Raw genomic sequence first — 13292 nt, forward strand, 5'->3', positions numbered from 1 at the left:
GGCTTACGAGCCGCCGAGTCTTGAGAGATCGTTAAAGGTCACGAAGACGAAGAGCAGCACGACCATGGCGAAGCCGATGCGGAATCCCACTTCCTGTGCGGCGCGGCTCAGCGGACGCCCACGCATCGCCTCGATCGCATAAAAAAGCAGGTGGCCGCCATCGAGCATCGGAACGGGGAAGAGATTGATGAACCCGATACTGACGGACAGAATCGCGCCGAGATGGATCAGCGCCGGCAGGCCGCCGGCATGCGCCACCACGCCGGACACCTGGGCGACCCGGACCGGCCCGCTCAGCTGGTCGGGGCTTTCGCGCCCGACGAAGAGCCGCCCGACGTAGGTGAGCGTGCGATGGATGATGTCCCACGTCTGGTCCACCCCCTGCCCTAATGCCGCGATGGGACCATAACGACGGTAGTCCACGTCGCCGGCCGACAGCGTCCGGGAAAGGCCGAGCACACCCACGCGCTGGGTGCCGCCCAGCCCGTCCGGCATCTCGCGCCGTTCCGGCGTCGCCGTGAGCGTGAGCTTCTCGCCCGCACGCTGGATCAGGATTGATAAGGAAGATCCGGCGGAAAGACTGACGATCTCCTGCATCTCGGAAAAGGAATCGACGGCCTCTCCGTTGATGGACAGGACGAGGTCGCCCGGCTTGAAGCCGGCCTTCTCCGCCGGGCTTCCAGCGACAACCGAATCCGCACGCGGCAGGCTGACGGGCCGACCGATCGTGGCAAAGAGGGCCGCGAACACCAGGATGGCCAGGATGAAATTGGCGATCGGCCCGGCCGTGACCACGGCGGTGCGCTTCCAGAGCGGCGCGAAATGGAAGAGGCCCCGCTTGGTCTCTGCCGGCAGGCGTTCCAGAGCGTCGAAATCCGGCGTGCTGGAAGCGTTGTCATCACCCTCGAAGCGGACGTAGCCGCCGAGCGGCACTGCGGCGAGGCGCCACCGCGTGCCGCGACGATCCACCCAATGCGCAAGTTCCGGTCCGAATCCAAGCGAGAAGGCGGCGATGCGGATGCCGCACCAGCGCGCCGTGAGGAAATGTCCCATCTCATGCACGAAGACGACGACCAACAGGACCGCCAGGGCGGGTACGACGGAGCCCGAGATCACCGTCCAGATCTGCTGCAGGAACTCCATCATCATGTCCTCGTGCGTGCCGAAGGCACTCTATTGTCGTTCCAGAACGTCGACGGCGAGGCGCCGGGCCTCTCCATCCAGCACGAGCGCGGCCTCCACGCTTGCCGGCACCTGCAACAGGCCTTCCCGATCGGCCGCCATCAGCGTCTCCTCGACGATGCGCGCGATCGACCCGAACGGAACACGATGCCCGAGAAAGGCCGCCACGGCCACCTCGTTCGCGCCGTTCAGCACGGTCGCAGCACCCTGCCCGCGCCGCAGCGCCTCCTGCGCCAGTCGCAACGCCGGAAAGCGCTCGGGATCCGGCTGCTCGAAGCTCAGGGACGGAGCCGCGGAAAGATCGAGAGACTTAATTGGGGTGCGCGATCGCCGGGGCCAATAGAGACAATGCGCAATCGGCCGCCTCATGTCCGCCGCGCCAAGCTCCGCGTGGATGGAGCCGTCGAGAAAAGTCACCATCGCATGGACGAGCGACTGAGGATGGACGAGTACCCGCAGCCGGTCAGGCGCGATACCGAAGAGGTGGTGCGCCTCGATCAACTCCAGACCCTTGTTCATCAGGGTGGCGGAATCGATCGAGATCTTCGCGCCCATGGACCAGGTCGGGTGCTTCAGCGCCTGTTCCGGGGTGGCTGAAGCAATCGCTTCGGCATCCCAAGTCCGGAAAGGTCCGCCCGAGGCTGTCAGCGTATAGGAGCCGATATCGGCAGCGTCGGTGCCGTCGATCAGCTGGAATATTGCGTTGTGCTCGGAGTCGGTGGGCAGGATGTTAGCGTCGTGCCGGCGCGCGAGATCCATGAAGGCCTCGCCGGCGCAGACCAGGCACTCCTTGTTGGCGAGCGCGACGTCGTGACCCGCCCGCACCGCAGCCGCCGTCGGCTTCAGCCCGGCAGCGCCGACGATGGCGGACAGGACGACGTCGGTCGGCATCGCGGCCGCCTCGTCCAGCGCCGACGCGCCCGCGGCGGCCTCGATGCCCGTGCCTTCCAGCGCGGCGCGAAGGTCTTCGTAGGCGGAAGGGTCGCCCACGACCGCGCGCTTCGCCTTCAGCCGTTTTGCGATTTCGGCGAGCTTGGCCGCATTGGTCTGCGCCGTGACCGCCACCACCGCGAAGGATTCGGGGTCGCCGGCGAGCACGTCGACCGTGCTGCTGCCGACCGATCCGGTTGCCCCGAGAACGGTAACCCGTCTTTGCGTCATGGAGCCGCTCCCGCTGCGGAAAGAAGAGGCGTGGCGAAGAGCCCGCCGGCCCATCCCGCGCTCGCGAGAAGCCAGGCACAGGCAGCCGCGCCGTAAAGGCCGTCGATCCGGTCGAGGACGCCGCCATGGCCGGGAATCAGCGTGCCGGAATCCTTCACGTCGAATTTCCGTTTCACTGCGGATTCCAGGAGATCACCACATTGCGAGGCGATGGAAAGCAGAACCGCGACCAGCAAGGCGTCCGCCCGCCAATGGACTGAAGCGGAAAGGACGGCGGCCACGATCAAGGCCCCGGCGAGGCCCGAGAGAGCGCCCGACCACGTCTTTTTCGGCGACACCCTCCGCCAGAGCTTGGGACCACCGAGAGACCGGCCGCCGAAATAGGCCGCCGTGTCCGTGACCCATACGACCAGCATCAGGAAAAGGATCGGGTACCAGCCTATCCCCGCACCGCGGAGGACGAGCAGCCCGCCGCTCGGGATCGCGACATAAAGGAGACCGACCGCCATCCAGCCCGCGCGACGTTGCCGGAAAGCCAGGAGTATCAGGACCACGAAGACCGCGAGCCACAGAAGGGCCGCCCAGGCGAGATGGTGATATCCGACAAAGCAGATGCCCACGAGGAGGCCCGCATTCGTCACGACCCGGACCCAGACCGGGCCCTTCGGGTCCGTAATCTCACACCATTCCCAGAACGCGGCACCCGCCATGATGATGGTGAGCGCCAGAAACGACAGGCCGCCGAAGGCGACGGCGAGCAGCACCACGGGGATGAGGACCATCGCCGAGAGAACGCGCAACCGGAGATTGGACGTGCGCCCCGCTTCCACAGCGACGGGCTCAGGCACTGACGACGCCTCCGTAACGCCGCTCGCGACACGAATATTGCTCCAGCGCGGCCTCGAATTGCGGATCGTCGAAATCCGGCCAGAGACCCGGCAGGAAGACGAATTCGGAATAAGCGGCCTGCCAGAGCAGGAAGTTGCTAACCCGCTGCTCGCCGGAGGTGCGCAGGATCAGGTCGGGATCGGGAATGCCGGCCGTGTCGAGCCCCTGCTCGACCATCGCCGCGTCGATGTCGGACGCCCGGAGTTCGCCCCGCTCCACCCGCTCCGCGATCCGGCGCACGGCGCGCGTGATCTCGTCACGCGAGCCGTAATTGAAGGCGACCACCAGATGCAATCCCGTGCACAGCGCTGTTTCGCGCTCGGCATGCTGCAGCAGCGCGATGATGTCGGGCGGCAGGGTTTCGCGGTTGCCGATCACGCGGATGCGGACATTGTCGCGCTTCAGGTCGGCCACGTCCCGGCGGATAAACAGCCGCAGGAGATCCAGAAGCTCGCCCACCTCGGAGGCCGGCCGCGACCAGTTCTCCGAGCTGAAGGAGAACAGCGTGAGGTAATCGATGCCCCGCGTAGCCGCAAACCGCACAGCGCGGCGCAACGCTTCCACGCCGCGCCGGTGCCCCTCGGCGCGCGGCAGACCGCGTGCACGCGCCCAGCGTCCGTTGCCATCCATTATGATTGCAACATGACGAGGCACGCCCGGGGAAGCCATCACCGGTTTCATCTCGTTGGCTTGCCCGCGCATGCCGTGTCCGCCCGCCCCCTGCGCTTTCCTGACTCGCCTGCGATCAGACCTGGACGATTTCGCGCTCTTTGACGCTCACCATCTCGTCGATCTCCTTGATCGCCTCGTCGGTCGCCTTCTGGATGACGTCGGATTGCGTCCGACTCTCGTCCTGACTGATCTCGCTGTCCTTCTCAAGGCGCTTCAGCGTATCCATGCCGTCGCGGCGGACATGACGCACCGCCACCCTCGCCTGTTCGGCATATTTGTGGGCGACCTTCACCATCTCCTGGCGGCGCTGCGCATTCAGCTCCGGGATGGGAATGCGTAGCGTGGTGCCTTCCATGATCGGGTTCAGGCCGAGGTTGGACTCGCGGATCGCCCGGTCGACGGCGCCGACAACCTGCTGGTCCCAGACCTGAACCGCGAGCATGCGCGATTCCGGTACGGTGACGTTGGCCACCTGCGTCAGCGGCATCTGCGCGCCGTACGCGCTGACGACGATCGGGTCGAGGAGGTTCACCGAGGCACGGCCGGTCCGCAGTCCCGAAAGTTCGGTCTTCAGGACGGAGAGCGTCGACTGCATGCGTCGTTTCAGGTCGGCGATATCGAACATAGCTTTCTTCCAGTTCCAGTCGCCGTCAGCCGGCGGATACCAACGTGCCGACGGACTCGCCGGCGATGATACGGCTGAGCGCGCCCGGCTCGTGAATGTTGAAGACGATTATCGGCAAGCTGTTGTCGCGGGCAAGGGCGAATGCGGCGGTGTCCATGACGGCCAGCCCCTGGCTGATCGCGTCGGTGAAGCTCACGTGGTCGTACCGCACCGCATCCGGGTCCTTGCGGGGGTCGGCGGAATAGACGCCGTCCACCTGCGTACCCTTCAGGAGCGCGTCGCAATCCAGTTCCAGGGCACGCAACGCCGCGCCGCTGTCGGTGGTGAAGAAGGGATTGCCGGTGCCCCCGGCCAGGACCACGATGCGCTCCTTCTCCATGTGAAGCGCCGCCCGGCGATGGATGTAGGTCTCGCAGATCGACGGCATCTCGATGGCAGACATCGCGCGCGCCATCAGCCCCTCGCGCACCAGCGCCGCTTCGAGCGCGAGCGCGTTCATGACGGTCGCCAGCATGCCCATATGGTCGCCGGTGACGCGGTCCCCGCCCTTCGCCGCAATGGCGAGGCCGCGGAAGATATTACCGCCGCCGATCACGACCGCAATCTCGGTCCCGGCGCGCGCAACGGCGGCAATCTCGGCCGCGAAGGCAGCCACTGTCTTGTCGTCGATCCCGAAAGGCTGGTCGCCCATCAGGGCCTCGCCCGAGAGTTTCAGAAGGATGCGCTTGGGCTTTGGCCTGGGAGGCATGGATCTCGCTGGGGTTTGGCGGCCGCGCCGCAGGTGATCTGAAGTCCGCATACGACAAGGGCGCCGACATGTCACGTCGGCGCCCTCGCGATCTCGTTTGGACGGGGCTTAGCGGGTTCCGACGGCAGCCGCCACTTCGGCCGCGAAATCCGCCTCTTCGCGCTGGATGCCCTCGCCAAGGCGGAAGCACACGAAGCCGGAAAGCTTGACCGGCGCGCCGGCAGCCTTTTCAGCTTCCTTGACCGCGGCCTCGACCGTCTTGTCGGGGTCGATCACGAAGGCCTGCTTCAGCAGCACGGACTCTTCGTAGAACTTGCGGATGCGGCCCTCGACCATCTTCTCGATGATCGCCTCGGGCTTGCCGGACTCGCGAGCCTGCTCGGCAAACACGTGACGCTCACGCTCGACCACGGTCGGGTCGAGCTGGTCGACGTCGAGCGCCAGCGGATTGGCCGCCGCGATGTGCATGGCGATCTGACGACCCACGGTTGCCAGCTGAGCCGCGTCACCCGTCGATTCAAGCGCGACGAGCACGCCGATCTTGCCGAGGCCGGGAGCGACCGCGGAATGGATGTAGCTCGCTACGATGCCCTGCGAGACCGACAGCACCGCCGTGCGGCGCAGCGTCATGTTCTCGCCGATCGTGGCGATCGCCTCGGAGACGGTCGCTTCGACCGTCTTGCCGGTGGAAGCGAGGTTCGCCTGCTTCACCGCATCCAGCGAGCCGTCGGTGGCGAGCGCGGCCTGCGCCACGCCGACCACCAGGGCCTGGAACTGCTCGTTGCGGGCGACGAAGTCCGTCTCCGAGTTGAGCTCGATGATCGCAGCCTTGGTGCCCTGCTCGGCAACCGCGATCAGGCCCTCGGCGGCAACACGATCCGACTTCTTGGCAGCGCGGGAGAGACCCTTGGCGCGAAGCCAGTCGATCGCGGCCTCCATGTCGCCATTGGTCTCGGTCAGCGCGACCTTGCAGTCCATCATGCCGGCGCCGGTCTTCTCACGCAGTTCTTTGACTGTCTGCGCTGTGATGGCCATACCGTAAATCCTCTCTGTCGTTTCCGAGCGCCGGATCAGGCGCTCGCCTGCTCGCCTTCGGCGGCAGGAGCATTGGTCTCGGCGGCCGGCGCCTCGGCGGCCGGCGCCTCGACAGCGGCAGCCTCGGCAGCCGGAGCTTCAGCGGCGGGCGCCTCGGCTTCAAAGCCTTCGTCTTCCAGAGCAGGCTCGTAGGGAACCTCTTCCGAAGCGCCGAGGTCGATGCCGAGATCGCCCTGGCTGCGCGAAATGCCGTCGAGCGCGGCGCGGGCGATCAGGTCGCAATAGAGCGCGAGCGCACGGCCGGCGTCGTCATTGCCGGGGACCGGGAGGTTGATGCCGTCCGGATCGGAGTTGGTGTCGACGATCGCGGCAACCGGAATGCCCAGGCGGCGCGCTTCGGCGATCGCGATGGATTCCTTGTTGGTGTCGATCACGAACAGGAGGTCGGGAACGCCGCCCATGTCCTTGATGCCGCCCAGTGCGCGCTCGAGCTTGTCGCGCTCGCGGGTCAGCGTCAGGCGCTCCTTCTTGGTGAGACCCTGCGCGCCCTGCTCCAGGATGCGGTCCACCGTGCGGAGACGCTCGATCGAATGGGAAATCGTCTTCCAGTTGGTCAGCATGCCGCCGAGCCAGCGGGAGTTGACGTAGTACTGGGCGGAACGGCGAGCCGCATCGGCGACCGCATCGGCGGCCTGACGCTTGGTGCCCACGAAGAGCACGCGACCGCCCTTGGCGACGGTGTCGCTGACCATCTGCAGCGCGCGGTGCAGCATGGGGACCGTCTGGGCGAGGTCGATGATGTGAACGTTGTTTCGCTCGCCGAAGATGTACTGGGACATCTTGGGGTTCCAGCGGTGGGTCTGGTGACCGAAATGAACGCCAGCTTCAAGCAGCTGACGCATCGTGAAATCGGGAAGCGCCATTTCTATTCTCCGGTTTAACCTCCGCGGGCCGGTCGGGCATTGCTGCCACCGGAAAGCCAAAGCTTGAGCCCGCGTGTGAGATGGCGCCCATATAGGGGAAAGTGGCGGAAACTGCAACGGCTTCCGGCGGCTCTTCACGCGGTCCCCACCCGGTGCGATGACTGCCGGCGCACAACGCACTCGACCGCGCCTTAGACGACCGTGCCATAACGCGCGTCGTGGAAAGAGCAGGCGAAAGGCCCGTGACGCGGGCGCCGCACCCCCGGCGCCGACGTCTTCTACATAAGTTCGACCTGCACCACGCCCGGCAGCGCCTTGATGGCGCCGGCGATGTGGGGTGTCACCCGGTAATGGCCGGGCAGCTTCATCTCCACTTCGCGCCCTTCCTGATCCAAAAGAAGAATCAGCGAGACGCTGCCCTCGCCCGGTTCGTTCAGGCGATTCTGCAGGCGCTCCACCGAGGCGGGGCGGTCGAGGAAAACGCGCAACGACGTGTTCCGACGGGCGGCCACCGCCTCCAGTTGCTCCAACCCGAGAATGCGCACGCGCAGGTCTTCCGTTTCCGGATCGAATTCCGCGCCGATCTGCATCATCAGAGACTGGCCGGGCTCAAGCTGCTCGCGCCACTCGAAAAGTCGCTCCTGATAAACCGTCGCCTCGAACTGGCCGGTCGGATCCGACAGGGTAACGATACCGAGCCGGCCGCCGGTCTTGGTGCGTTTCTCCACCCGCTGCACCACCGTGACGGCAAGCAGACCGCCGAGGTTTCGCTGACTTCGGAGACGCTCGAAAAAGGCCTTCCAGGTCGTCCCGCCCCGCGCCTTGACCACGTCCTGATATTCGTCGAGCGGGTGAGCGGAAAGATAGGCGCCGATCGCGGTGAACTCGCGCTGCAGCCGCTCCGTCGGCGTCCAGGCCTCCACCTCCGCCAGCGTGACGGCCGGGGCGCTGCCGGCTTCGCCGAAGAGATCGCCGACGCCGGAGGAAACACGCTGCACCCGCTCCTGCGCGGCGGCGAGCAGGCGCCCGACATTGCCGAAGATCAGCGAGCGGTTCGGCTCCAGCCGATCGAACGCACCGGCCTGGACGAGGCATTCCATGGTACGGCGATTGACGATGCGAGGATCGATGCGGCCGACGAAATCGTCCAGACCGCGGAAGGGTCCCCCCTCGCGCACCTCCACGATGTGCTCGATCACCTGGCTGCCGACCCCCTTCAGCGCGGAGAGCGCATAAACGATCTTTCCGTCCGCAACGTCGAAGAAGCCGCGCGAGCGGTTGATGTCGGGCGGGATGACGTCGATGCCGAGACGCCGCGCTTCCAGGCGGAATTCGTTCAGCTTGTCGGTGTTGCCCATGTCCAGCGTCATGGACGCGGCCAGAAATTCCACCGGATAGTTCGCCTTGAGATACGCCGTCTGGTAGGCGACCAGCGCGTAGGCGGCGGCGTGCGACTTGTTGAAGCCATAGCTTGCGAACTTCGCCACGAGATCGAAGATCATGCTGGCATCGGCCTCGACGACGTCGTGCGTGACGGCGCCCTCCACGAAGCGGGCGCGCTGGGCGTCCATCTCGGCCTTGATCTTCTTGCCCATGGCGCGGCGCAGCAGATCGGCGTCGCCCAGCGAATAGCCGGACAGCGTCTGCGCGATCTGCATCACCTGTTCCTGGTAGATGATGACCCCGTAGGTTTCCTTCAGGATCGGCTCCAGTCGCGGATGCAGGTAGTCCGGCTCCTCCTCGCCGTGCTTGCGGCGGTTGTAGGTCGGGATGTTGTCCATCGGACCCGGGCGATAGAGCGCCACGAGCGCGATGATGTCCTCGAAGCGGTCGGCCTTCATGCCGGCGAGCGCACGCCGCATGCCCTGGCTTTCCAGCTGGAACACGCCGACCGTCTCGCCGCGACCCAGCATTTCGAAGGTCTTCTTATCCTCCAGCGGCAACGCGGACAGATCGATGTCGATGCCGCGCCGCGCGATGAGGTCCACCGCCCGGCGGAGCGTCGTGAGCGTCTTCAGGCCGAGGAAGTCGAACTTCACCAACCCGGCCTGTTCCACCCACTTCATGTTGAACTGGGTGACCGGCAGCGCCGAGCGCGGATCGCGGTAGAGCGGCACCAGCTGATCCAGCGGGCGATCGCCGATGACGATGCCGGCGGCGTGCGTCGAGGCGTGGCGGTAAAGACCCTCCAGCTTCATCGCGATGGTCAGGAGACGGTCGACGACCGGCTCTTCCTGCCGGGCCTCGGCAAAGCGCGGTTCATCCGCCACCGCCTGCGCCAGCGTGACCGGATTGGCGGGATCGGCCGGCACCATCTTGGAAAGCCGGTCCACCTGCCCGTAGGGCATTTCCAGCACGCGCCCGACGTCGCGAAGCGCGGCGCGAGCCTGCAGCGTTCCGAAGGTGATGATCTGCGCCACCTGGTCGGAGCCGTAGCGCTTCTGCACGTAGCCGATCACCTCTTCGCGCCGGTCCTGGCAGAAGTCGATGTCGAAGTCAGGCATCGAGACGCGTTCGGGATTGAGGAAGCGCTCGAAGAGCAGCGCGAAGCGGAGCGGATCGAGGTCGGTAATGGTGAGGGCCCAGGCGACGACCGATCCCGCGCCGGAGCCGCGGCCCGGCCCCACGGGAATGCCGTTCTGCTTGGCCCACTTGATGAAGTCGGCAACGATCAGGAAGTAGCCGGGGAACTTCATCTTGGTGATGATGCCAAGCTCGAATTCCAGCCGCTTCTCGTAATCCTCGCGCGTCAGACCCGGCGCGGTGCCGAGTTTGTCCAGGCGGGCGATCAGGCCTTCCTCGGCCTGGCGGCAAAGCTCGGCGGCCTCCTCGCGCTCGGCTGCTTCCGGATCCTCCGCCTTTGCGGCGAAGCGCGGCAGGATCGGGTTCACCGTGCGCACGCGCGCATGGCAGCGTAGCGCCACTTCCACCGTGTTTTCAAGCGCTTCCGGCAGATCCTGGAAGCGGCGCTTCATCTCGGCCTGCGAGGCGAAATGATGCTCCGGCGTGAGCCGCCGCCTGTCGTCGCTGGAAATCAGGCGGCCGTCCGCGATCGACAACAGGGCGTCATGCGCCTCATAATCCTCGGCCTTCGGAAACATGGGCTCGTTGGTCGCCACCAGCGGCAGATCCATCGCGTAGGCGAGATCCACAACGCCCGCTTCCGCGTCCCGCTCCACATCCATGCCGTGCCGTTCGAGGCTGACATAGAGGCGGTCGTCGAAGATGTTCTTGAGGTTCTCCAGCCGGGTGGCGGCAAGCTCGCCCTCGCCCTCTGCCATCGGATGGTAGAGCGGACCGTCATGGCCGCCCGTCAGCGCGATCAGCGCGCGCGATGCCTCCTGCAGTCGCGCCAGCGACACAGGCTCGCCGCGCCCATCCTCGCCCACATAGAAATGGGAGACGAGCTTCATCAGGTCGGCATAGCCCTGCGGCGACGCGCAGAAGAGGAAGATCGGCGCGGTGCGGCGAGTGCGGTTCTGCTGACCGGGACGCATCGCCTCGCGCTCGTCCTCGACCTCGAAGCGCACGGGCAACTTGCAGCCGACGATCGGCTGCAGCCCCGCCTTCACGGCCTTCTCGGAGAATTCCAGCGCGCCGAAGAGGTTCGCCGTATCCGTGATGCCGAGGGCCGGCATCTCCGACTTCACCGCCAGGTCGATCAGCTTGCCCAGCGGCAAGGCACCTTCCAGCAGCGAATAAGCGGAATGGCAATTGAGGTGGATGAAATCGGGGCCGCCCGGCATCGCCCTCTCCCTGAAAAGCTCGACCCGATCCATGTCAGGCGCAAGCCGCGAGGTCCAGCGATTCGGACCGGTCGTCCCCGCTTTCCAGCGACCTCGCCGGACCGGCGGCGGATCAGGCGATGCCGCCGAGGAGACCGGCCCAGACGACAAGGCTGCCCATTAGAACGGCCACGGCAACAAAGGAACACGCTTCGCGGATCAGCCAGGTCATTGCTCTCTCCTTTATGTGTTCACTATATGTTCCACATCCCGGATTGAGCCGCAACCGAATTTTGTTCTCGTCCTGTTCTATGGTTTACGAAAGGTCAGCGGCGACGATCTCGCCGTCGCGCAGCGTGATCGCCCGGTCCATCCGTCGCGCCAGCGTCAGGTTGTGCGTGGCGATCAGCGCCGCGACGTTGGAATGTCGGACCAGCGTGCTGAGCGCCAGGAAGACGTGGTCGGACGTCTTGGGATCGAGATTGCCGGTGGGCTCGTCGGCCAGGAGCAGGCGCGGCGCGTTGGCGACGGCACGCGCGATCGCGACGCGCTGCTGCTCACCGCCGGAAAGCTCCGAAGGTCGGTGCGAGGCGCGGTGGTCCACCCGGAGGTAGGCGAGCAGTTCCATCGCCCGCGCCGCCGCTTCCTTGCGGGAAAGACCGGCGATCAGCTGCGGGATCATGAGATTCTCCAGCGCGGAGAATTCCGGCATCAGATGGTGGAACTGGTAGACAAAGCCGATCTCGCCTCGACGGATCGCCGTGCGCGCGGGATCCTTGAGCTCCGACGTGCGCAGCGGCCCGATCATCACCTCGCCGGAATCCGGCCGCTCCAGCAGGCCCGCCATGTGCAGCAGCGTCGACTTGCCGGAGCCGGAGGGCGCGACGAGCGCCACCAGCTCGCCGGGAGAGACGCGGAGATGGGCGTTCTGCAACACATTCAACGGCCCGGCCGCCGTGCTGTAGGACCGACTGACGCCATCGAGCGTCAGAGCATAGGGGTGATCCGTCTCCACCTTGGATTCGCTCATTCGTAACGCAGGGCCTCAACGGGATCGAGCTTGGCCGCCCGCCACGCAGGGTAGATGGTCGCAAGAAAGGAGATCGCCAGCGCCATGAGAACGATCTCGGTCGTCTCGCGGGCGTTCATCTCCGCCGGCAGGTTGGACAGGAAATAAAGCTGCGGATTGAACACGTCGGTGTTCGTCAGCCAGGAGACGAAATCCTTGATCCGCTCGATGTTGAGGCAGATCAGGGTGCCCATGGCCAGCCCGGCGAAGGTGCCGACGGTACCGATCATCGCCCCCGTGATGAAGAAAATACGGAGTACCGCGCCACGTGTAGCGCCCATGGTCCGCAGGATCGCGATGTCGCGCCCCTTGTCCTTCACCAGCATGGTGAGGCCGGAAATGATGTTGAGCGCCGCCACCAGCACGATCAGCAGCAGGATCAGGAACATGACGTTCCGCTCAACCTCCAGCGCGGAGAAGAAGGTGGCGTTGCGCTGCCGCCAGTCGATGGACAGAACCGAACGCCCCGCGGCCTTCTCTATCGCGTCCCGATAGGAAGCGATGTTATCGGGGTTATCGGTATAGACCTCGATCGCCCCCGCCTGGTCGGGCATGTTGAAATAGGCCTGCGCCTCAGTCAGCGGCATGAAGACGAAGGTGGAATCGTATTCCGACATGCCGATCTCGAAGATCGCCACCACGGGATAGGCCTTCACCCGGGGCGCCACGCCCATGGGCGTCACCGCGCCGCGCGGACTGATCAGCGTGATCTTGTCACCGACCTGCAGCCCGAGGCTTTCCGCCAGGCGCGAGCCGATTGCCACGCCGCTGGAATCGTCGAAGCCGTCAAGCGTGCCGTTGTTCTTGATGGAATCGGCGACCTTGCTGAGCTTGCGCAGATCCTCGCCGCGAACGCCGCGCACGAGCACGCCCGATCCGGCACTGGTGGTGCCGGAGGCGAGCGCCTGCCCCTCGATGATGGGCATCGCCATGCGCACGAAGGGCAGCTTGTCCAGCCGGTCGGCCGTCGCGTTGTAGTCGGTCAGCGGCGTATCCGTCGGCTGCAGCACCATATGGCCGTTGATGCCGAGGATCTTGTCGAGGAGCTCGCCGCGAAAACCGTTCATGACGGCCATGACGATCACGAGCGTCGCCACGCCCAGCATGATGCCGAGGAACGAGAAGCCGGCAATGACGGAGATGAACGCTTCCTTCCGCCGCGGACGCAAATAGCGGAAGGCCAGCATCCACTCGAACACGGAAAAAGGCCGCGTGGCCGGCACCAGGCCGACCGGCTCGGGCGCAGGGGCACGCCCCTGCCGCG

General features: G+C 65.8%; 11 protein-coding genes. All 11 read right to left on the minus strand.

The window, feature by feature from the left end; all coding sequences use genetic code 11:
* Positions 1 to 3: 3 nt before the first annotated feature.
* Positions 4 to 1143, minus strand: coding sequence for an RIP metalloprotease RseP (rseP, locus tag BMY25_RS11515; protein ID WP_092496987.1), 1140 nt, complete (start codon positions 1141 to 1143; stop codon positions 4 to 6).
* Between the two features lie 30 nt (positions 1144 to 1173).
* Positions 1174 to 2343: a 1-deoxy-D-xylulose-5-phosphate reductoisomerase gene (gene dxr / locus BMY25_RS11520; RefSeq protein WP_092496801.1), complete on the minus strand. Its 1170-nt coding sequence runs from the start codon at positions 2341 to 2343 to the stop codon at positions 1174 to 1176.
* The gene (locus BMY25_RS11525) at positions 2340 to 3191 is read right to left on the minus strand and encodes a phosphatidate cytidylyltransferase (RefSeq protein WP_238858294.1); all 852 of its coding nucleotides are present in this window, start codon (positions 3189 to 3191) and stop codon (positions 2340 to 2342) included. The genes dxr and BMY25_RS11525 overlap by 4 nt, the downstream gene beginning before the upstream one ends.
* Positions 3184 to 3900 carry an isoprenyl transferase gene (locus tag BMY25_RS11530; protein ID WP_092496989.1) on the minus strand — a complete coding sequence of 239 codons (717 nt, stop codon included), beginning with the start codon at positions 3898 to 3900 and terminating at the stop codon, positions 3184 to 3186. The genes BMY25_RS11525 and BMY25_RS11530 overlap by 8 nt, the downstream gene beginning before the upstream one ends.
* Before the next feature lie 76 nt (positions 3901 to 3976).
* A complete protein-coding gene (gene frr / locus BMY25_RS11535; RefSeq protein ID WP_092496803.1) occupies positions 3977 to 4528 on the minus strand; it encodes a ribosome recycling factor in 552 nt (183 codons plus the stop codon).
* 25 nt (positions 4529 to 4553) lie between these two features.
* A complete protein-coding gene (gene pyrH, locus BMY25_RS11540) occupies positions 4554 to 5276 on the minus strand; it encodes a UMP kinase (protein ID WP_092496804.1) in 723 nt (240 codons plus the stop codon).
* A 108-nt stretch (positions 5277 to 5384) separates the two neighbouring features.
* Positions 5385 to 6311, minus strand: a complete 927-nt coding sequence (gene tsf, locus BMY25_RS11545; protein ID WP_092496805.1) for a translation elongation factor Ts — start codon at positions 6309 to 6311, stop codon at positions 5385 to 5387.
* A 35-nt stretch (positions 6312 to 6346) separates the two neighbouring features.
* Complete coding sequence (gene rpsB, locus BMY25_RS11550; protein WP_092496806.1) at positions 6347 to 7234, minus strand: 30S ribosomal protein S2; 888 nt, start codon at positions 7232 to 7234, stop codon at positions 6347 to 6349.
* Between the two features lie 278 nt (positions 7235 to 7512).
* Positions 7513 to 10980, minus strand: coding sequence for a DNA polymerase III subunit alpha (dnaE, locus tag BMY25_RS11555; RefSeq protein ID WP_092496991.1), 3468 nt, complete (start codon positions 10978 to 10980; stop codon positions 7513 to 7515).
* A gap of 295 nt (positions 10981 to 11275) precedes the next feature.
* The gene (locus BMY25_RS11560; protein ID WP_092496807.1) at positions 11276 to 11989 is read right to left on the minus strand and encodes an ABC transporter ATP-binding protein; all 714 of its coding nucleotides are present in this window, start codon (positions 11987 to 11989) and stop codon (positions 11276 to 11278) included.
* Positions 11986 to 13215: a lipoprotein-releasing ABC transporter permease subunit gene (locus BMY25_RS11565; protein WP_092496808.1), complete on the minus strand. Its 1230-nt coding sequence runs from the start codon at positions 13213 to 13215 to the stop codon at positions 11986 to 11988. The genes BMY25_RS11560 and BMY25_RS11565 overlap by 4 nt, the downstream gene beginning before the upstream one ends.
* Positions 13216 to 13292 lie beyond the last annotated feature (77 nt).

The organism is Faunimonas pinastri (assembly GCF_900110915.1).
Taxonomy (GTDB): Bacteria; Pseudomonadota; Alphaproteobacteria; order Rhizobiales; family Afifellaceae; genus Faunimonas; species Faunimonas pinastri.

Bases quoted from the DNA above. Each gene is read 5' to 3' on its own strand.
- rseP (WP_092496987.1), bottom strand. From the start codon at position 1,143: ATGGAGTTCCTGCAGCAGATCTGGACGGTGATCTCGGGCTCCGTCGTA.
- dxr (WP_092496801.1), bottom strand. From the start codon at position 2,343: ATGACGCAAAGACGGGTTACCGTTCTCGGGGCAACCGGATCGGTCGGC.
- BMY25_RS11530 (WP_092496989.1), bottom strand. From the start codon at position 3,900: ATGGCTTCCCCGGGCGTGCCTCGTCATGTTGCAATCATAATGGATGGC.
- frr (WP_092496803.1), bottom strand. From the start codon at position 4,528: ATGTTCGATATCGCCGACCTGAAACGACGCATGCAGTCGACGCTCTCC.
- pyrH (WP_092496804.1), bottom strand. From the start codon at position 5,276: ATGCCTCCCAGGCCAAAGCCCAAGCGCATCCTTCTGAAACTCTCGGGC.
- tsf (WP_092496805.1), bottom strand. From the start codon at position 6,311: ATGGCCATCACAGCGCAGACAGTCAAAGAACTGCGTGAGAAGACCGGC.
- rpsB (WP_092496806.1), bottom strand. From the start codon at position 7,234: ATGGCGCTTCCCGATTTCACGATGCGTCAGCTGCTTGAAGCTGGCGTT.
- dnaE (WP_092496991.1), bottom strand. From the start codon at position 10,980: ATGCCGGGCGGCCCCGATTTCATCCACCTCAATTGCCATTCCGCTTAT.
- BMY25_RS11560 (WP_092496807.1), bottom strand. From the start codon at position 11,989: ATGAGCGAATCCAAGGTGGAGACGGATCACCCCTATGCTCTGACGCTC.
- BMY25_RS11565 (WP_092496808.1), bottom strand. From the start codon at position 13,215: ATGCTGGCCTTCCGCTATTTGCGTCCGCGGCGGAAGGAAGCGTTCATC.